This window comes from Camelimonas lactis, assembly GCF_004342915.1.
GTDB classification, from domain to species: domain Bacteria; phylum Pseudomonadota; class Alphaproteobacteria; order Rhizobiales; family Beijerinckiaceae; genus Camelimonas; species Camelimonas lactis.
Genome location: NZ_SLWL01000025.1, coordinates 1 through 18,438 on the forward strand (window position 1 = coordinate 1; position 18,438 = coordinate 18,438).

At 61.3% G+C, this 18,438-nt stretch carries 19 protein-coding genes; 10 read left to right on the top strand and 9 right to left on the bottom strand.

The window, feature by feature from the left end; genetic code table 11:
* Positions 1 to 52: 52 nt before the first annotated feature.
* The 8 genes from EV666_RS16945 to EV666_RS16980 all read right to left on the bottom strand — a co-directional run bounded on the left by EV666_RS16945 (position 53) and on the right by EV666_RS16980 (position 8,638).
* Positions 53 to 604: a hypothetical protein gene (locus EV666_RS16945; RefSeq protein WP_132010672.1), complete on the bottom strand. Its 552-nt coding sequence runs from the start codon at positions 602 to 604 to the stop codon at positions 53 to 55.
* The gene (gene qatB, locus EV666_RS16950) at positions 601 to 1,194 is read right to left on the bottom strand and encodes a Qat anti-phage system associated protein QatB (RefSeq protein ID WP_245514502.1); all 594 of its coding nucleotides are present in this window, start codon (positions 1,192 to 1,194) and stop codon (positions 601 to 603) included. The genes EV666_RS16945 and qatB overlap by 4 nt, the downstream gene beginning before the upstream one ends.
* A 238-nt stretch (positions 1,195 to 1,432) precedes the next feature.
* Complete coding sequence (locus tag EV666_RS16955; RefSeq protein WP_132010676.1) at positions 1,433 to 3,301, bottom strand: KAP family P-loop NTPase fold protein; 1,869 nt, start codon at positions 3,299 to 3,301, stop codon at positions 1,433 to 1,435.
* A gap of 265 nt (positions 3,302 to 3,566) precedes the next feature.
* Positions 3,567 to 4,469, bottom strand: a complete 903-nt coding sequence (locus tag EV666_RS16960; RefSeq protein ID WP_245514503.1) for a 3'-5' exonuclease — start codon at positions 4,467 to 4,469, stop codon at positions 3,567 to 3,569.
* Positions 4,466 to 6,487: an ATP-binding protein gene (locus tag EV666_RS16965; RefSeq protein ID WP_132010678.1), complete on the bottom strand. Its 2,022-nt coding sequence runs from the start codon at positions 6,485 to 6,487 to the stop codon at positions 4,466 to 4,468. Before EV666_RS16965 ends, EV666_RS16960 begins: the two co-directional genes overlap by 4 nt.
* A complete protein-coding gene (locus EV666_RS16970; RefSeq protein WP_132010679.1) occupies positions 6,484 to 7,812 on the bottom strand; it encodes an SIR2 family protein in 1,329 nt (442 codons plus the stop codon). Before EV666_RS16970 ends, EV666_RS16965 begins: the two co-directional genes overlap by 4 nt.
* 10 nt (positions 7,813 to 7,822) lie before the next feature.
* On the bottom strand, positions 7,823 to 8,332 hold the full coding sequence (locus tag EV666_RS16975) for a GNAT family N-acetyltransferase (RefSeq protein WP_132010681.1): 510 nt from the start codon (positions 8,330 to 8,332) through the stop codon (positions 7,823 to 7,825).
* Between the two features lie 3 nt (positions 8,333 to 8,335).
* Entirely contained in the window at positions 8,336 to 8,638 is a 303-nt protein-coding gene (locus tag EV666_RS16980) for a type II toxin-antitoxin system TacA family antitoxin (protein ID WP_132010683.1), read from the bottom strand.
* 333 nt (positions 8,639 to 8,971) lie between these two features.
* Between EV666_RS16980 and EV666_RS16985 the strand changes: the two genes are divergently transcribed.
* From EV666_RS16985 to EV666_RS16995, 3 genes are all read left to right on the top strand, one after another.
* Entirely contained in the window at positions 8,972 to 9,418 is a 447-nt protein-coding gene (locus EV666_RS16985; protein ID WP_132010685.1) for a MerR family transcriptional regulator, read from the top strand.
* Positions 9,408 to 9,983, top strand: a complete 576-nt coding sequence (locus EV666_RS16990) for a PIN domain-containing protein (RefSeq protein WP_132010687.1) — start codon at positions 9,408 to 9,410, stop codon at positions 9,981 to 9,983. Before EV666_RS16985 ends, EV666_RS16990 begins: the two co-directional genes overlap by 11 nt.
* A gap of 167 nt (positions 9,984 to 10,150) precedes the next feature.
* A complete protein-coding gene (locus tag EV666_RS16995; RefSeq protein WP_132010689.1) occupies positions 10,151 to 10,975 on the top strand; it encodes a hypothetical protein in 825 nt (274 codons plus the stop codon).
* A 241-nt stretch (positions 10,976 to 11,216) separates the two neighbouring features.
* Here the strand turns inward: EV666_RS16995 and EV666_RS17000 are convergent, their stop codons facing one another.
* Positions 11,217 to 12,635 (bottom strand): IS1182 family transposase, encoded by a 1,419-nt coding sequence (locus EV666_RS17000; protein WP_132010691.1) that lies wholly within the window; start codon positions 12,633 to 12,635, stop codon positions 11,217 to 11,219.
* A gap of 166 nt (positions 12,636 to 12,801) precedes the next feature.
* Here EV666_RS17000 and EV666_RS17005 point away from each other — a divergent pair, with 166 nt between their 5' ends.
* The 7 genes from EV666_RS17005 to EV666_RS17035 all read left to right on the top strand — a co-directional run.
* A complete protein-coding gene (locus EV666_RS17005) occupies positions 12,802 to 13,683 on the top strand; it encodes a helix-turn-helix domain-containing protein (RefSeq protein WP_245514504.1) in 882 nt (293 codons plus the stop codon).
* A gap of 147 nt (positions 13,684 to 13,830) precedes the next feature.
* Positions 13,831 to 14,520: an alpha/beta hydrolase gene (locus EV666_RS17010; RefSeq protein ID WP_132010692.1), complete on the top strand. Its 690-nt coding sequence runs from the start codon at positions 13,831 to 13,833 to the stop codon at positions 14,518 to 14,520.
* 225 nt (positions 14,521 to 14,745) lie between these two features.
* Complete coding sequence (locus EV666_RS17015) at positions 14,746 to 15,699, top strand: ArdC family protein (RefSeq protein WP_132010694.1); 954 nt, start codon at positions 14,746 to 14,748, stop codon at positions 15,697 to 15,699.
* Entirely contained in the window at positions 15,699 to 16,478 is a 780-nt protein-coding gene (locus EV666_RS17020; RefSeq protein ID WP_132010702.1) for a hypothetical protein, read from the top strand. Before EV666_RS17015 ends, EV666_RS17020 begins: the two co-directional genes overlap by 1 nt.
* Positions 16,475 to 16,918, top strand: a complete 444-nt coding sequence (locus tag EV666_RS17025) for a hypothetical protein (RefSeq protein ID WP_132010696.1) — start codon at positions 16,475 to 16,477, stop codon at positions 16,916 to 16,918. Before EV666_RS17020 ends, EV666_RS17025 begins: the two co-directional genes overlap by 4 nt.
* Positions 16,905 to 17,246, top strand: a complete 342-nt coding sequence (locus tag EV666_RS17030; RefSeq protein ID WP_097143181.1) for a hypothetical protein — start codon at positions 16,905 to 16,907, stop codon at positions 17,244 to 17,246. Before EV666_RS17025 ends, EV666_RS17030 begins: the two co-directional genes overlap by 14 nt.
* Positions 17,247 to 17,355: 109 nt before the next feature.
* Positions 17,356 to 18,438 (top strand): ParB/RepB/Spo0J family partition protein (locus EV666_RS17035; protein WP_425359575.1); only part of this gene is annotated, 1,083 nt, incomplete at its 3' end.

Genomic DNA, 18,438 nt, shown 5'->3' on the forward strand with positions numbered 1-18,438 from the left:
TGCCCACGATGCCGTGGAAATGCTGCCCATGATCGCGTGGAACGCGCGCCCATCATCCGGTGGAATCAGTGCCCACCATCCCGTGGAACACGCAAACTGTCTGGCTGATTGCGAATGGCTTATGACCCGCAGCGGTCAGATCAATTGCTCCGATCAGACTGTCTAGCCCGCCGGATAGAAGTACCACACAACTCTCGGGCGGCCGGGCTGGTTCACGAGGCGGCGCAGGCAGCATCCCACCCTCGTGAAATCGCAAGGCCCAGCGATCGGTCGTGAGGAATGCGAGCGCTTCGGCCAAGGCCCGGGCCTGCCCGTTCCAAAACGGTGCGTCTGCCACGGCAATGTCGAGCTCGATCTCCCGTGTCCACCCGTCCGGGCTCTTGTCGCGCAAGGCCGCGAAGTCTGCCGTCACGACGCTCAACGCGATCGACAACAAATCCCAAGCCCGCGGTGCCGGGTCAAGCCGTCGACGCTGGATCTCGGATTTCGCTGCATCACCAGCGCTTCCTTCCCCCTCGGCCCGCGGCTGTCCGTAAAGGACCACGCGCATGATACCGTCACCACCGGGCAGCCCGGTGCCGTCTGGACCGCAGGCCAGTTTCATTCCGCGTATCCTTCAAACACCTCGAATGTCTCCCTCAGAGCATCCCTAACAACCTGACTGATGCGACCGCTGGTGATGCTGCGTCCGGCATCGCGCAGCTTGCGGAATGCCGCCGCCACGCTCTGCTTCACGTAGTCCCGCACTTCCTTGAGCCGAGACAGAGCTGTCACCGCACTCGGCGCCTTCTCAACGATGGTCTTGCCGACATCGAGTTCAAAGCGGCGGAAGACGTCGATTGCCGTGAAACGCTCGATGGCGAAGGCGCGCTGCTCGGGGTCGAGATTTAGCAGATCCGCGTCTGGGAATCGGGTAAGAAGCTCGGTCAAGGCATCCCGAATTGCCGCGCGCTCAGCTTCTGCGTCCTGCGTCCCGTCAACCGGCCGAACCGCCTCCACAACGGCGTTCATGACGTCCTGCACATTGCGGCCGGCGAGGAGCGCCGGATCAAGCGGGCTGCCTGGCTCGGCCGGCTGTCCCGCTGCAACCCGCGCCAGCGCTCCGCCAAGCGCACCGGCGGTCGCCGCCGTACTACCGAAGCGCCGAGTCGCCGTTGCCGATCCACCATAGCCGGTCCGGACGTAGTGACCCATGCTGCGCCGCATGTCCCCACTATCGCCTGATTTTGCAAACTCTCCTAGCGCACGACGCGCACCGAGGAAGCGGGCTGGCGGGGCGAGCGGTGCGGGCACCGGCGGCGGAACCTGGGGGGCCGCAGCACCGTCATCGGCTGGAGCATCCCCACCCTCCGCCCCATTGCCAGACGCCTCGCCCGTGGACGGGTCTGGAGTCCAGGGTGGCACCATCGAGACGCCGCTGCCCGGGCCTCCACTAGATTGTGACGTTCCCATTTTCCCTCTGCCTCTTGATCGCCGCCTTAACCGGCCTAGACACCTGCCCCCGATCCCAGATGTCGAAGACCCCCTTCGACCATGGCTGGTCCCCGATCTTCGGCACGATATTCGCCTGGATCTGCGCGGCGGGACGCTCGCCGAGGAAGGCGGCAAGTCTCGCACCCTGCGGCGGGTCGGCGTCGGCCACGACGAGGCAGGCTTCCAGAACTGCTGGCACGCCCCACTCTTGCTCCTGCCGCGCACGATCCAAAAGCCGGTCCATGATCACGGTGGTTTCGGTCCGAGGCACCCGCAGAAGTCGGTCTTTCAGGCTCGACGCCATCTCCGGATGTTGCAGGAGCGCCGTCAAAAGCTCGGCTGCCTCCGAGGAAAGGCGATCCTCGGGGGTGATCAGCGGCGCATGTTCACGGCTTACATACAGGGCTCCGCGTAGGTCGGTGTCGGCAAGCGTCGGTGGCAGCGTCAGCCACTCAGCGAAAAAGGATTCGTCGAAAGGTGCCGGCAGAACCTGTTCCTGACCCGCGATCGCCTTCTCTTCCCATTCGGCGAGGAAGGTAGGCTTCCCGGTGTCGCTGGCGCTCACCTGCTTCATCAATTCGGCAAATGCCTTCGGGTTTCCGAGCCGCTCGAACAACAGCAGCTTGGCCAGGACCGCCTCATCGACGCCGACGCCCTGCGCGTTGGAGATCGTCATGCGAATAGCGAGCGCATTGAGGAAGCGCTTGATCAGGCGTGGATTGCCCAGGATGCCCGACGCCGTCGTCATGAGCGGGGCCAAACGGTCCGCAGTGTCGAAGCGGCCGATCAACTCGGCGGGCAAAGCATCGTGCAGCGACTGCACAAACGCGCGGTCGACGCGCTTGCCGGCCCAAGTCTGTCGCAATTGGGCGACGACCCCACTACGAATCTTCTCCTTTACATCATCCGCGAGGTCGCTGTTCTCAACGAACAAGAGCATCATATAGGCGCGCACTTCCTGAGTGCCCAAGGGCGGTACACGGATTGGCACCTGAATAAGCTTGTCGAAGTAGTTGGTGACGAGGAGATCATCGGGGACGCCCTCAAAGTGTCGTCGAACGGCATGTTTGATCATGTCGTTGTCGGCGGCGATCACGAAGGCGGTGTTCTTCAGAAACAGGAACAGTCGGATCGCTTCAAGCGTCGAGATCGTCGTCTCGGGCAAGCAGCGATCGAGATCGTCGATCAGCACTACCAGCGTGACGCCGAGGTCCTCAAGAGTTTCTTCGAAGTTGTCCCGGAGTGCCTGAATCTCCTTGGGCGGCGATGTATCCTCCTTCGGGTTGAGCAATCCGCTCGCCGTCTCAGCGACCTCACCTGCCTTGCCCTTCGCTTCCTCGATCAGCGTGCCGTCGACCCCGCCCGATAAGACGCGCTGGCCCAACCCCCACACCTCGCCGATCAATCCGGTAGGGGGCAGACCGAGCGACATGGCCACCGTCGAGCCCGCAACCAGCTTGGCCGCCCGTAGCCAGTTCACGCGCTTGACCAGGACCTTGGCCTTGTCGATCGCTTTCTCGCGAGCCTTGGCTTCCTTCTCCAGCTTCGTTGCGATCACATCCATGAGCGCAGCGCGCGCATCGTCGTAGCCCTGATAAAGCCAGGCATTGAACTCGACGAACACAAATTCTCGCTCGCCTTCCTTGCGGGGTCGCGCGGCCAGCGACGCCTGAGTGAGCTTGATCAGCGAGGATTTGCCGATGCCCCAAGCGCCGGACACACCAATAGAGATCGGTCGTCCTCGCGCCTGAACGATGATCTCCGCCACCGTGTCTGCGACGCCTGAGAAATTCAGGAAGTCCCGTTCAGTCTCATTGTCGGGCCACATCGGTTCGGATTAATCCTCTGCTCGCGCCGAATCGCGCAGTTACTTTACGCGTTTACTGAAAATTAGATAGGAATCGGTTCCAAAGCGAGCGTTGCTGATCTTGCCTCCAGATTTTATCGAAATAGAAAATTCGTTTTCGGCAGTTGTATTGACGATTGATACGACAGGACCAAATTCGTCTGAGCCAAGCTGGTGAAGAAACGCCTCAAGGCGGCCGCTTAACCTCCCTACTGCCACGTCTCCGCGCCGAGGCGACTACAACCTGCTACACTCGCTCAGAGAACCGTTCATAGGCCGTGATCCTGGAAGGTTTTAGGTCAACGTCACGTTGATAGATTTCCCTCTTCAGAAAGGCCAGTTCTGCCTCTCTCTGTTCGTCAGCGACATCAATATACCAAGCACGGGGATGGCCGTTCTCCTCTCTGTTCCAACGATACCCGCGCGACTTGAGCTGATCCTTGAACTCGAATGGCGAACCTTCGGCCCAGATGCGCCATGTTGGTAGGCGAGCACGCGCGAGCAGGTGGCCAAGTGCGTTGACGCCGGACTTCGGAAGCGGGCGCGATAGCACCTCGACTGCCGCCAAACAGTCATTCGCCGCGCGATGCCGATCGTAGAAGAAGCTACATCCCACCGCGAGATATGCGAGCTTAGTTCCCTCGAATCCCTCCGCTGCCCAGTCGATCTCCGACATTGAGCAGGCCCAGGGCTTGAACGAAAACGAAGGGCAGAAGCGCTCCAGAAACTTGCGATCAAACGCAGCGTTGTGGGCAATGACGACAGCGGCGGAAAGCGCAAATTGCGTGACCTCTTCCGGATCGATCCTTTGGCCGACCACCATCGCATCGGTTATACCTGTCAGCGCGGTTATCGTGGGTGGTATGGGAGCCGCCGGCTCTCGAAGTCGATCAAACGGCTCCCCGACATCGACGATGATGCCGTCGAGCGAGTACCGGAATGGCACCATAGCAAGCTCGATGATCTCGTCTTTCGACGGATCGAGACCTGTCGTTTCCACGTCCACGAACAGGCCGAGGCGGATATCCTGCTCGGGTATACCCGTCACCGGGGCGCGCGGCTGCAGGCGGCGGAGAACTCGGTAGTCCTGGCTTGCCTCCAGAAGAGCTGCTGCCGCCTCCAGAGCTGCTGTATCCGGCCTGATCATCATGCTGTGCCAGTATCGGGGGCTCCGCCTGGAGCAGACGGCGCGATCCTGACCAGAGCTGCCCGTCCCTCTTCGTGGAACCAGAGTTCCCCGATCTTTGCGTCATCGCTTTTCGGAAGCGGTTTCGCCTCCCGCACCTTGAAGGTGGTCGGAAGGTTCACCGATGTTCCGAAGACGAGCGCGTGCTGCTTCGGCAACGACGGCAAACGCTTCAGAACCGCTTCCGAAATGAACGGCGTCATCTGCCGGATCTGCGAAAGGTCATCCGGGTTCTGTATGCGATGGATAACGAAGTTCGAGCACTGCGAGAGCACGGTTTTCGAGAGTTCGCTCGGTCGTTGCGACGAAACCAGCAGGAAAAGCCCGTATTTTCGTCCCTCTTTGGCAATGCGCTCATAGATCTTGCTGGCATCGATTGCATATCGAGAGGTCGCTTCGGAAATATATCGGTGCGCCTCTTCGAGAAGCAGATGCACCGGAAAGCGATTTCGGGGATCGGCTTGTCGCAACAATCTGAACGCCATCCGTGCAAGCACGGATGCCACCAGCTCGACGACTTCATCCTCCACCGCGTTCATATCGACAATGATGATCTGATCCCGCTTGAGCCAGTTCGCTCCGTTGCGCTCCAGGCCCAGCAGTCTTTCCAGAAATTTATCGCGAGACAGTTCCGCTGGTCCGCCCGCCGCGTTGTGGCGAAGAAATTCGTATTCGGAGCGCTCTTCAAGGGATTTGAAGCGGGTCAGCATCTGCGAGCAATAGTCTCGAATCTGCCTGTTCCCGTGCGCCTCCTCGTAAAGTATCGCCAGGTCCAGTGCATCGCCCAACGCCGCGAAGTCGAACGGCAGATTGGAATAGGCCGGGAGCTTGAGCCCATCGATGATGAACCCACCGCCACTCGCATCGCCGAGCAGATATTTTGTCAGGCCATCTGGATCGGCCATCTGACCAAAGCTGATCTTTATGTACGGTTTGATCTTTGCCGTGCCGATCTCGGCGGTGTTGAATCGCTGTAGCAGGCCGACCATCCGATCATGCTTCGAAGGGCTGCCGGTATCATCGCGGAGAATCTGGCTCAGGCACGTAGCAAGGATGTGGTTCTTTATGCCCTTCAACTCAGCGCTTGCTCCCGCGGAAAACAGCGTGGCGAGGCCGAGCGCTATGCGCAGTATCGGAAGCTGGGTCCGCTCGCTGGCCTGAAGCAGCAGCTCCCATTCGGATTGCTCCAGGAACCAATGCGGGAGGCGGAATTTACCGTCGGCCGCGGTTCCGTCCAGCACGACATGGGCGACGCCAATGCCGTTCTCTTTGGCGAGCGGCATCAGCGCATTGGCGTATTCGCCGTTCACGTCGAAGACCACGAACGTTGCCCCTCGGGCATGGAACTCGTCCGCCTTGTCGAACAACGACTGGAGCACCGACGCGACGGTGCAGGACTTGCCGCTCCCGGTGTTCCCAAGGACAGCGGTATGGCCGCCGAAAAAGTCGTCGATCCGGACTTTGACGTCGTAGCCCTCGAACACCACAGAGCGGCCTATCGACAGGGCGCGAAAGCGCGTCGCATCTTCAGGCACTGGAGGAGCGCCGTTGAGGCCCGGAGCAGGTTCGCTCGGCTTGTCGGTCTCGAAAACGCGATCAAGCTCCGCATCGAGAGCATAGAGAGCGTCCGCGTAGAGCGACGGAAAGACGGAGACGCCGAAGCGGAACTTTGCGCTGCGGTCCTGTGGCAGCATTCCGACCGGTACGACGTCGAGATATTTCGCGGACGCCGCCTTATCCAACTCCCCTTCGCCTCGACCGGCGCTGGCGATGTCCCGCTCTCGCAGGCCGACAACCTCGACCACGACATATTCCGACTGAACCGGAATCATCAGGAACGAGCCGAGACGGGCGACATAGTGAACGTCATCGAACCCGACGATGGTGAAATTGTCCGTGCCGGCGTGCATCTCGACGACGAAGCGGTCAGCCGCGACGGAGACCACCTTGCCGATGGCGCGTTTGCGGTCGTCGCGGCTCATTCGCTGTCTCCATCGGTGGACGGAGCCTCAGCCTTCTTCGGGGACATCGCCTCCAGCACTTTCCGGATTGCATCGTCGATGCGCTCGCTCGGCCGCTGGGGCATGAACTCTTCGATGATCGTGTCGAAATAATGCGCCTTGCGGTCGGCCTCCGGGCCGCTGCCACCGATGATCCAGATGCGGGGATCGTTCAGGGCGCGGAGCTTGGCCACCTCTCCCTCAAGCGTCGGATCGACGAAAATTACCAGGCGGAACGTTGGTATGGTAAGCGCCTGGTAGATAATGTTGTTGATGTGCTCGTCGCCGAAGGCATACCCCATGGTGAAGAGAACGCTTTGCTCCCTCACGATCCGCGACTGGAACTCGCGAAACAGGTCGGCATAGGGCGATCCGAGGCTGGAATTTTGCTTCGCGGGAGTGGGATAAATCATCACCTTCCCCGGTTCCGGCCCTTTCGAGACAGCCGTTTCGCGGATCGGGAACAGGCCGTGATCGTCTTCGGTCCAGCTAATCGACCCATGGATCTTGCAGAGATAGACGAAGCCATCCACAGCCGACCATTTCCTGTTGGTCAGATCGAGCTGCTCGGCCAGAGCGTAACGGAAGGTCGCCGGATTAAAGCGGCGTTCGACCACGCCGGAGAAGCCGTTCGCGTAAGGCAGACCGAGCCGGTCCATCGCCGTCTCGTTGAAAAGGTCGTAGTTGGTGGTGAAAAGCCACGGACGCGGCAAGGAGCGGTCACGCAGAACCAGTTTTCTGTAGAATGTTTCGTAGAGTGTCCCGACGGTGCTGTCGCCATTGGCGAACGCTCCGTTCGTGCATTTTCCCCAGAGGAAAGCCTGCACCTTCTGGATGATCGAATTGACGACCTTCAGGTTTTTCTTTGCCTTGGGAAGCGTGCTTCGTGAGAGCGTGAACCGGAGGCTGAACAGCAGTTCCATCAACCGTTCAAGGTTGCGGGCATATTCCTTGTCGCCAATATCGATCCCGAACTCATCGGTGAGAACCTTCCGCTCGGCGTCGGTCGGGAACCCTGCCTCGTCGGCAGCCCGCGCCTTCGTGAACTCGGCGGCGAGCGGCGCCATGGTTGGGATACCAAGCTCCCGCCAGGTCTCCTTTCCCGCAGCATCTTTCTCTTTGATGCAATTCGATGAGCATCCGGCTCCGAGCAGGAACGCCACATTCTTTGCGTTCAGCGATTCCGACAGCGCTTTTCTGACGACATCGGCGCCGGCCGGCCATTCAAGCTCACCGGCATCAGCCTCGACGCCCCGCAGAAACTTGAATGTCAATTTCTCAGGTTCTTCTCCATCGGAATCCGCCACGAACACCCCCTCATTTGAACAATGCTTCAATATCCGCCATAGGCCGGAACAACTTCATCGGCTGATCCGGAAACGGCAAAAAACTCTCTCGCTCATAGAAGCGCTTCGCGCCTTCGTCCTTGGCATCCACGATCACGGCAAAGGATGCGATCTCGTTGCGCAGGGCCCGATAGAGCGCGTCCGCGAGAAGAAACCGACCGTATCCTCTTCCCTGGTAGCGCTGATCGACAGCGAGGCGACCCAGCAAGGTCGCCGGGATCAGAGGATAGCGCGGCAGTTTGCGGACGACGGCCTCCGGCAGTTCCGGAAGCCGCACCGCCGTCGATGAGAGCGTGTAGTATCCGGCGATGCTGCCGTCCTTCAGCACGAGGACGAACGGCGCAGCCATCTTCTTTCTGGCATCCTGTCCGGCCTGCGTCTGGAAATATCGGTCGAGCGGTCCTACACCGCTTTCGAACCCCGATCGGTCATGTTGCGGGCCGAGAATCTCGACCCGCAGGATGTCGTAGGCTCCCCCCACTCGTCAGACGCCTGTTCTCTCGCGATAACGGTGAACGGTGTCTTGCAGTCGTTCGTTGACCGGCCGCGGTTCGACCAGAGCCTGGACGAACGCCTGGCTGTCCCGCACCGAAAGCTCTAGATGCTGATGTTCCTCGATGGCGCGCCGCGCCGCATCCTGCAGGCTCGTCAGGACGAAATCCGTCACGGAGCGGCCCTGCAAGGCCGCGGCATGTTCGATCAGACACTTCTGGTCGGCCGTTACGCGCGTCTCGAGGCGTTCCCCCCGGACGCGGCCAGCCGTTGACCTCTTTGCTGCTTCAGCCATTTTTCGATCTCCAATCTATTGGAGATATGTACGGCCAATGGCCGGAAAAATCAAGATTACTACCTAGCCTGCGCCGTCAATGGCGATGGGTGCGATGCCCGTTCCCGTATCGACGCACTAGGTCTGTTTGAATGGTTTCTCCGCCATTGTTGCGAACACCCCGACCGAAGGCTTCAAAATATATCACACCTGCAGGGCCTCGCAGATCGATATAGAAGACTGGCAGTATGTTTGGGCAATATCCTATCTCCCGTTGCCGGAAGCCTCGGCAGGTTTTCACTTATTGCAGTTGACGACGCATATCCCTATATTGGCGGGCAAGGAGAACATGCCATGGCCAGCCAAGTCGTCCAGTTCGCCGGCCTTTCGGACCGGGACCGCAAAGATGTATCGCACCTGCCGAAACTCGGTGAGGGCGATCGCGTCGAACTGCATGTCCGGCGCCGCGACGGTGAGGAACAGACGGTCTCGCTGCCGCCGGCTGCGGCCAATGCCATAGAAGCCCTTCTTTCGCGGCTGCTTAGCGGCGAACGGGTAGCGGTCATTGCCGAGAATCAGGAGCTGAGCCCCACCGAGGCCTCGACCATTCTCGGCATCTCGCGTCCGCTTGTCGTCCATCGCATGGACATCGGCGACCTGCCGTTCCGCTATGTTGGAAAGCACCGCCGCGCGTCGCTCAAGGACGTGCTGGCGCTGAAGGCGCAGCTCGACGTCCAGCGCAAGGCCATGCAGGATCTGGCGGCCGACGCCGAGGATTTGCATCTCCGCTATGGCATTTAGTCCTGCCGTCGCGGTCTGCGATGCCTGCATCCTCTATCCATTCCACTTGAGGAATGTCATTGTCCAGGTCAGCGTCGATCGCCTGTTCCATGCGCGCTGGAGCGATGCGATCCATGACGAATGGATGCGCAACCTCGTGGCCAACACGCCGGGCCTCTCGATCGACCGGCTGGAAACCACCAAGCGCCTCATGGACATCGCCTTGCCGAACGCGATGGTCGCCGGATACGAAAGGCATATTCGGGCCGTCAGTCTCCCCGACCCGGATGATCGTCATGTCGCAGCGACCTCCATCGAGGCCGGTGCATCGACAATCATCACCTGGAACCTGCGCGACTTTCCGGTCGGCGAGCTGCGCAAGCATGGCCTCATGCGTCAGTCGCCGGATGTTTTCCTTGCCGCTCTCTACGAGCACGTCCCGGAGCAGCTTGTCAGCTCGCTCGCGAATGCGCGGAGCAATCTCAGCCGGTCGCGTGTTTCGGCCACAGACTTCATCGGCATCCTGCGCGACCAGAAGCTCATCAGGCTGGCGGCACAGATCGAGAAACATGTCGGCGATCTCTAGGGCGGTTTTCTCCGTTCCCTGAAACCCCGATCCACGGTTTTACGTGTCTCCAGCTTTACGGCTGAAAACCTCGTTTCTCGGTTTGTTGCAATATCTCGGCGCACAGGCCAGAAAACAGCTATCGAATATGAACTTTAGTCCGTTTTCAGAGTGATGGTTCCGCACATATGGCCAAGAAGCCGGTCGAACGACTTGATCCGACACAATCCACGATAAAGAAACTCTTCGCCTATAGCGGAAACCAGTGCGCGATCCCCGATTGCCAGGAGCAGCTTGTCGATGCAAGCGGCGCCATGCTGGGCAAGATTGCCCATATCTGCGCCGCCGAAAAAGGCGGGCCGCGCTTCGATTCCAAGATGAGCAACGAAGACCGCCGCAGCTTCGACAACCTGCTTCTCGTTTGCGGCAAGCACCACGACATCATCGACCACGAGCCGAACGTGAAGACCTACACGGACGATGTGCTGCGCAAATATAAAGCCGATCATGAAGGCCGTTTCAAGCGGGCGGAACGACAGCTCATCGCGCAGGTTACCGACACGACCCAGGCCATGTTGCCAACCTATCCGAAAACGCTGAAGAGGTTCGGAGAGGTGTTCGACGTCACCGACTCGATGAATCTCGACGAGGAAGTCGAAGGCCTGGCCACCTTCATCGGCCGACTGAAGGAGCTTCCCCTTGAAGAGCGCGCCTTCGCCATCAAGCTGGCGGAGCGCATGAGGCGGCGAGACGTCGATAATCTGCCGGCTGAAGATGCGGCGGGCGCATTCAGCCTCGGTAAGACCAAACTACGCCAGCATATGAACCTGCTTGAGCATCATTTGCTTGGCGATATCACCGAGGGCCATGGTTACCAGCAATATATCGTGCGTCTGTGGGACCGCGATCCCGGCGGCAATCCCTGGATTGAAATGCTGGAATTCTGCGACAGGACCGGCATCGCCATCGACAGTCTCGTCTCCGATCTTAACTTCGCGCAATATGACGCATGACGGCATCGCCTCGATGCTATCGGCGGCATGGGCTTTGATTCGGAATTGCTGGTCGAGGTTCCAAGGCTGAATTCCGGACTGTCGTTTCCACGAGTTTCCGTATCTTGGGTGGGGGAAAGCTTTCCCCCTGGCCGGCACTGCGTTGCCGGCGCACCCTCTTCAGCGGGGAGACCCCCAGGCTGTGCAAGAACACGATCAGGAAGCCATCGTTGGTCCGGCCAACGCGACGCGAAATCCCTGCTCAGCTCGGCATCATCGCCGAAGCACCGAACGCGTTCACCGCGTGGAGGATGTTGAAGGCGAGAATTGAGAGCGCCGCTTCGGCCTTCACTGCCCTAAGCCCTCTAGTTAGGAATCGGCCGCCGCCAGACATCCGCTTGATTGTGCCGAAGGGATGCTCGACGGTGCATCGCCGGATCGTCATCAAGCTAGGGTTGGCGTAGATTCTCGCCTCCATTCGATCCAGAGCGCCTTGATCGACCAGACGATGGATCGTGCGCTGGGCGCCCGGCGTACATCGTGGCTTTAAGCTGCAGTTTGCGCAGGCTGGCGTGCGATAGCGGATGGCCCGGTTCCGAGTATGTAGACCAGACGGTCGCAAGGTTTCTCCGGCCGGACAGCGGATGGTATCGCTGGCGCTGTCGTAGACGAACTGCGCTGGCCGGAAGTGATCGGAGTTCATAGCGCCGCGCTTGATCGGGGCGGCCACCGCAATCCCCTCCCGCTCGCAACGAGCGATTTCCTCAGCATTGGAATAACCGCCGTCCGTCAGGACCTGGATCTGGTCGACCTCCAACACCTTCTTTGCCGCCACGGAGACGGGGTACAGCATGTGACTGTCGTTGGCGTCGTTGTAGACATCATGGTGGACAATCAATCCGCTCTCGACGTCGACCACGCTCTGGAGATTGTACGAAGGCATCTTGGGCGCACGGCCATAACCCATTGGCTTGGCCTCCGGCTCGCCGAAGACGAGTACCTTTTCTTCGCGATGCTCCAACTCCTGCTGCCGTCGGACGAGCCGATCCTTGCGGCGTTTGAGCGAAGCGATGGCGGTCGCGAAAGTCTCGCGATGTAGAGGCTGATCGTCGGAGCCCTGGGCCACCGTCTCGTCGATGATGTCGAGCCGGTCGAGGTAATAGGCGACTTCCTTTTCGGTGTGCTCAATGTCTCGGGCGAGACGCTCGGCGCCCGCGATATTCTTTGGGCTGGCCACCGCCCGCATCTTGGTGCCGTCAACCGCCACGATGCGCCCGCCGACGAGCCCTTGTTCCCGACAGAACTGCACGAAGGCGGCGCTGGCGGCGACGATCGCCTCGGGATTGTCGTGGCGGAAAGCGGCAATGGTACGATAATCCGGCGCCAGCCGGCGCATCAACCACAGGGCTTCGAGGTCCCGAACGCACGCGCGTTCCAGATGCCGCGATGAACGGACCTGATTGAGATAACCCCAGATATAGAGGCGCAGCATGTCACCAGGCTGGAAGCCTGGCCTCCCTGTTGCCGCCGCGACGACCCGGTTAAAGCCCAGCTCGGTCAAGTCGAGGCTCGTGACGAACGCGTCAACGATCCGGACCAGAGCGTCCGCCGCAACGTAGTCGTCGACACAAGCTGGAAGCAGGCTGATCTGCCATCGGCTTTCGCCGTCGATGAAGCTCACAGCCCGCTCCCTTCTAAATCGAGGCTTTGATTCTATGATGATTTTCTGGATTTGACCACTCTTTGAATATTTCCGATCTCCGGAATCTAATATGGAGAGCGCCCCGCGCGTCGGCCTTCAAGTTGTGTTAGGATGTAACTGACCGGAACCGATAGGTGCGCACGGCATGACCTTTCTCGTTCACAATCATCGCTATGCAGGTGGTAACGAACTTCATCGTTCGCTCGAAACACCCAACATGCTGATCGAACACCGAACCTTGAACCCCGGTGTTCTTCCGGCCGTCAGTTGCACCTGCACCGCTATTTCGGTCACGCTTGCGGGCCGCTACCTGGTCCCTCGGAAGGGGGACGACGCGGCGCGGAGCGCCGTGACCGTTCAGCCTGGCTTCGCCAGCATTATGCCTCTGGGATTCGAGGAGGCCGAAGTCGAGATCGGCGCCCGGGTCGAAAACGTGCACATTTTTCTCGCGCCGTCCGTGACCGGACACAGCGCGCTGCACGACTATGACGCCGATCCGGCGAAAGCCGAGGTCGTCCGCTACAAGGGGATGTCGGACCCGTTGCTGAGAGAGATCGCGTCATCGCTACTCGGCGTCGTCTCGCGACCGCCCGAGGCCAGCGACAAGCTCTTCGTCGACGGCGCGAGCGCCATGCTCGCCGCGCATCTCGTCTCCAAGTATTCGAACATCGCGCAGCGCCGTGCGTCGCCTTCGCCGACCCTTTCCTATGACAAGCTAAATCGGGTGCTCGATCTGATCGACGACCGGTGGGCGGAGGAGATCGGCTTGGATGAACTCGCCGCCGAAGCGTGCCTCAGCCCGTTTCATTTCGCTCGGCTCTTCCAGAAAGCCACCGGCCTTTCGCCCCACCGATACGTCACCGAACGTCGCGTACGTGAAGCGAAGGCCAAACTCGCGGAAGGACGACTGTCGCTCGTCGAGATCGCGCTAGAGTCGGGCTTCGGATCGCAGGGCAACTTCAATCGGACCTTCCGGAAGCACACGGGCCTGACTCCCGGCCAGTTCCGTATCAAGCAGCGATCCTGAATCGGGCGCACAAGAGCAAGAACGGCCCATAGATCCACAGGATCGGCGAATACGTCGACCAGTCTGCCGTGCTTTCTGAAGCTCGCCCCTGGTCCTGACGTCATGATGGCGGCGGGCCGCCCAGGGAGCTGATCTTTGGAGGTTCTGATGTCCACCAAGCCGACTATCGTCTTCTGCCACGGTATCTGGGCCGATGGCTCTTGCTTCAACAAGGTGATCCTCGCGTTGCAGGCCAACGGGCACGATGTCGTCTCTGTCCAATATGGCCTGGACTCCTTCGAGGAGGACGTGGCGACGGTGAAGCGGACGCTGAACCGCGTCGGCAGCCCCGTCCTTCTCGTCGGCCATTCCTACGGCGGCGCCACGATCACGGCGGCAGGCGTCGATCCGCGCGTGGTAGGCCTCGTCTACATCGCGGCGGTCGCTCCTGACGCGGGCGAGACCGTGCAGAACCAGCTCGACAAGTATCCGTCGGACATTTTTACGCGCGTAGAAGTCGCGGACGGGCGCGCCTGGATGCTGCCGAATGGCACCGAGTTCTTTGCGGGAGACCTTCCCGAGGCCGAGCAGAAGGTCGTCTGGGCGACTCACTATGCCCCGGTGTTCGATCTGTTCCACCAGCAGAAGCTCGGGCCGAATGACATCGCGTGGAAATCGAAGCCGAGCTGGTACGTGCTGGCCAGGAAGGACCACACCGTGCATCCCGATCTCCAGCGCTGGGTCTCAAAGCGTATGGGGGCGACGGTCACCGAGGTGGAGAGCAGCCACGTCCCGATGCTGTCTCAGCCCGACGTCGTCATCGACGTCATCGGCAAGGCCGCAGCCTCCGTCGGCTGAGCAGGCGATTGTCGATAGTCGCGCGTAATGGGAGGAGGAGAGGCCGTCGCGAAACGGCTTCTCCCCCTCCGAGCGCCTAGCGGCCTTGGCGGTGCAATTTCCGACCAAGGGTTTTTGCACACCCTGCCCCGCAACGCCCCCTTAGAGTGAGAGTGCGGGCCGGGTTTTCCGCGACGGGTTGAGGGCTGGGAGAGAGGCTTCCGGCGCCCGTCGCGGAGAACCGCGATGTCCAGATATGACCGTACCGGATCGGATCGGGCAAACCTTTACGACGAAATCACCAACAAGATCATCGCCGAGCTGGAGGCCGGACGTATTCCCTGGGTGCAGCCCTGGGGCACGTCGGCAGCGAAAGCACCGCTCGGACTGCCGAGAAACGCCAGCACCGGCCGCAGCTACAGCGGCATCAATGTTCTCATCCTCTGGGGTGCCGTCATCGAGCACGGCTTTCCCGCTCAGGGCTGGCTCACTTTCCGCCAGGCCCTTTCCCTTGGCGGAAATGTCCGCAAGGGCGAACGCGGCACGACTGTCGTCTATGCCGACCGCTTCGTCCCCGACGACGAGAAAAAGCGTGCGCGCGACGCCGGCGAGGAAGCCCACGCTATCCCCTTCCTGAAACGCTTCACCGTGTTCAACACGGCGCAATGCGAAGGATTGCCCGAGGAGATCGAGACCATCGCGCCACCTCCGCCGCCCGGCATGATCGAGCCGCGCGTTGAGGCGCTCATCAAGGCGACAGGCATCGACTTCCACATCGGCGGCAATAAGGCTTTCTACATTCCGTCGCTCGATGTGGTGCACGTACCTCCGCCCGCCGCCTATTTCGAGCCGATCAACTGGCACAGAACTGCGCTCCACGAAGTCGGTCACGCGAGCGGCCATCACAGCCGGCTCAATCGGGATTTGTCCGGTTCCTTTGGCTCAAAGCCTTATTTTTTCGAGGAATGTGTGGCCGAAATTTCGAGCGCCTTTTGCTGCGCGGCGATGGGGATCGTCCCGACCGTGAGGCATAGCGACTACATTGGCGCGTGGATCGATACGATGCGCGCAGACAATCGCGTCATCGTCCGCGCAGCCTCGCAAGCCAGCAAGGCGGCCGACTGGATCTTGTCCTTCCTGCCGGAGGACGAGCGGCCCGTCGCCGAACCGGAAACCGCCATCGACAGGAGGGCCGCGTGATGCGCTTCCGTCGCTGGCACAGACCCGAACCCTATGGAGACACGTCGCGCAAACGCGCGGCGTTCCTGCGCAAGCAGCGCCTCGAACGCGAGGCCCTGCCGCTTTTCGCCGACGACATCGCTGCCGGTCAGCACAGCGTAGACAAGGAAATGGCCCGCCGCGCCGTCTGGTGGGACGAGGCCAAACGCGAGCGCCGCAGCCAGCGGGCGGCCTGGTGGCGCAAAGGCCGTGCCCGGCTGTTCGCGTTCCCCGATCCGTTGCGCCACCGCGTCCGCGAGATCTGGCGGACTTGCCCTTATCCGGCGGACCCGGCGAGCTTTACCGATTTTCTCCATCAGATCGCGGTCGGCAAGCTCGATCCCTACAGGCCACCGTGGGTCTTCCATCAGCAGCTCGCAGTGCGGATCACCCGCAACCCGGCAACCTTCGCCGACGCCTTCCGGCAGATCGGCAGGCGCAAGGCCGCTCTTGGGCAGAACGCGACCGAAGCCGACCAACTGTTGTTCTGCGGCAATCTCGGCTCCGGCATCCTTTTTCTCGCCTCACAAGCCCGTCCGATCGATCCGGACGAAAGCCTCCACATCCTCGACGGTCACAGCCTTGGCGGTTCCAATCTCGGCCGGGCCAGTCATTGGGTCGATATCGAGGTGCGCGGCAAATGCTCCGATGCGGATTTCGCGCTGATCGAGCGGCTCGCCCAGGCCAGCGACACGCGGCCCGTCGTCGTCCGGCGCATGGTTCGCGTCACGCCCGAGGTCAGGACGGGAGGCGCGGTATGACCGAACGCTCCCTTCCGTCCGGCCATAATGGCGGGCCTCCGCTCGATGGGCCTGATGCCCGGCAGGATGGCCGATGCAAAAACTGCATCCACTGGCACGCCCCGCCCGAACGCGAGCAGCGGGACTACGAAAATTTTCGGCTCGGCCTTTCGCGCCGGCGCGTCAAACGGCCTTCCGGAACGTGCGACCGCGTGTTGCTCGTCGGCCGGACTTCGACTGTCTTCTCCGCGACGACGGCGGATTTCTGTTGCCGGAATTTCGAGGCGAAGCCGCCGATGCCACGGCCTTCAGGTGGCGGTTTCGTCACGATCTGGAAGAACGGCCAGATCGTCTGGCAGGGACCGGAGGAGAAAATCCCGCCGCGCTTCCAGCAGCAGGATCTCGATCTTGACGATCCCGATGAAACTTCGGGGCAAGGCGGCGGCCATGATCGACCGTGAGCAGTTGCGCGCGGCCCTGGCGCGCATGGAAACCAGTCTTGCGGAAACCCGCCGCAACCTCGCCCTTGCCGAGCGTGCGCTCAGCGACCGGGCCGAAGCCGAGACGATCGGCCGGCGTCCGAAGGCGCGATACTATCATCGCCGGATGAGCCGGTGGACCGGCGCCGACGAGGTAGAATACCGGCGCGTTCTCGACGGCTTTCTGCTGGTGTCAGGTCCAGATATGGACCGGCTACGGCTCAGGATCGAGCGGCAGGAGGCGGCGATCGAGGCGCTGCGCCGGAAATACGGTGTCAACGCGCAGCGGCCTGGGTGCTTCGACTGGTGACGCCGAGCCTGCCTCCCGCGCTGTAGAGGGAGAGAGAGGCTGGGGATTTCATGACGGGTTGGTAGGTCGAGAGAGAGTCTCTCGGCTGCCCGTCATGGAGTAACCCACCATGGCAAGAGCTGCCAAGAAAAAGTCCGCACCTGCAATCATTGTCTTCTCGCGGTCGCGCGACATTCCGTTCAATCGCATCCACCTCTCGGCCGACAACGTGCGGGAAGTCGACGTCGAAGCCGGCCTTGACGAACTCACCCAGGACATCGACCGCCGCGAGGACCTCGTGCAGGGTCTCAATGTCCGCGCCATCCTTGATGCTGACGGCAACGAAACCGGCGATTTCGAGACCCCGGCCGGCGGTCGCCGCTACAGGTCCGTCGCGCGGTTGGTCGAGACCGGGCGCTTCCCGGCCGATGGCCTCGTTCCCTGCATCGTCAAGAAGGCCGATGCGAAGACCAGCGCTGTCGACGACTCGCTCGCCGAGAACACCTTCCGGCGCGCGCTCCATCCGCTCGACCAGTTCAAGGCGTTCAAGCGCATGGTCGATGGCGGCATGACCAAGGCAGAAGTCGCCAGCGCCTACTTCACCACCGAGCGCTATGTCGACCAGCGCATGGCGCTCGCCAAGGTCTCGCCGGTGCTGCACGAAGCCTATGCCCAGAACAGCATGACGCTGGCGCAACTGGAGGCGTTCACCGCGAATCCGCATCACGAGCGCCAGGAGCAGGTCTGGGAGGCCCTCCAGCAGTCCCACTACCGCGAGCCCTGGCGCATCCGCAACATACTGACCGAAACCAGCGTTCCGGTTTCCGACAGGCGTGCGGCCTTCGTCGGCATCGACGCCTATATGGCAGCGGGTGGCCCGGTGCTGCCGCGCTACCTCTTCGACGATGAGGAAAACGGCTGGCTCGACGACGTGCCGCTTCTCGACCGGCTGGTTGCCGAGAAGCTGAAGACCATCGCTGACGAGATCTCGGCCGAGGGCTGGAAGTGGATCACGGTCGATATCAATCTTCCCTACGGCCACGATCACGGCCTGCGCTCGCTCGGCTTCACCTTCGCCGATCTCACCGAGGAGGAGCGGGCTGCCCGCCAGGCGCTTCGTGCGTGTTCCACGGGATGGTGGGCACTGATTCCACCGGATGATGGGCGCGCGTTCCACGCGATCATGGGCAGCATTTCCACGGCATCGTGGGCA

Excerpts from the sequence above, each read along its gene's own strand:
- EV666_RS16945 (WP_132010672.1), bottom strand. The coding sequence starts at position 604 with ATGAAACTGGCCTGCGGTCCAGACGGCACCGGGCTGCCCGGTGGTGAC.
- qatB (WP_245514502.1), bottom strand. The coding sequence starts at position 1,194 with ATGGGTCACTACGTCCGGACCGGCTATGGTGGATCGGCAACGGCGACT.
- EV666_RS16955 (WP_132010676.1), bottom strand. The coding sequence starts at position 3,301 with ATGTGGCCCGACAATGAGACTGAACGGGACTTCCTGAATTTCTCAGGC.
- EV666_RS16960 (WP_245514503.1), bottom strand. The coding sequence starts at position 4,469 with ATGATGATCAGGCCGGATACAGCAGCTCTGGAGGCGGCAGCAGCTCTT.
- EV666_RS16965 (WP_132010678.1), bottom strand. The coding sequence starts at position 6,487 with ATGAGCCGCGACGACCGCAAACGCGCCATCGGCAAGGTGGTCTCCGTC.
- EV666_RS16980 (WP_132010683.1), bottom strand. The coding sequence starts at position 8,638 with ATGGCTGAAGCAGCAAAGAGGTCAACGGCTGGCCGCGTCCGGGGGGAA.
- EV666_RS16985 (WP_132010685.1), top strand. The coding sequence starts at position 8,972 with ATGGCCAGCCAAGTCGTCCAGTTCGCCGGCCTTTCGGACCGGGACCGC.
- EV666_RS16990 (WP_132010687.1), top strand. The coding sequence starts at position 9,408 with ATGGCATTTAGTCCTGCCGTCGCGGTCTGCGATGCCTGCATCCTCTAT.
- EV666_RS16995 (WP_132010689.1), top strand. The coding sequence starts at position 10,151 with ATGGCCAAGAAGCCGGTCGAACGACTTGATCCGACACAATCCACGATA.
- EV666_RS17005 (WP_245514504.1), top strand. The coding sequence starts at position 12,802 with ATGACCTTTCTCGTTCACAATCATCGCTATGCAGGTGGTAACGAACTT.
- EV666_RS17010 (WP_132010692.1), top strand. The coding sequence starts at position 13,831 with ATGTCCACCAAGCCGACTATCGTCTTCTGCCACGGTATCTGGGCCGAT.
- EV666_RS17015 (WP_132010694.1), top strand. The coding sequence starts at position 14,746 with ATGTCCAGATATGACCGTACCGGATCGGATCGGGCAAACCTTTACGAC.
- EV666_RS17020 (WP_132010702.1), top strand. The coding sequence starts at position 15,699 with ATGCGCTTCCGTCGCTGGCACAGACCCGAACCCTATGGAGACACGTCG.
- EV666_RS17025 (WP_132010696.1), top strand. The coding sequence starts at position 16,475 with ATGACCGAACGCTCCCTTCCGTCCGGCCATAATGGCGGGCCTCCGCTC.
- EV666_RS17030 (WP_097143181.1), top strand. The coding sequence starts at position 16,905 with ATGATCGACCGTGAGCAGTTGCGCGCGGCCCTGGCGCGCATGGAAACC.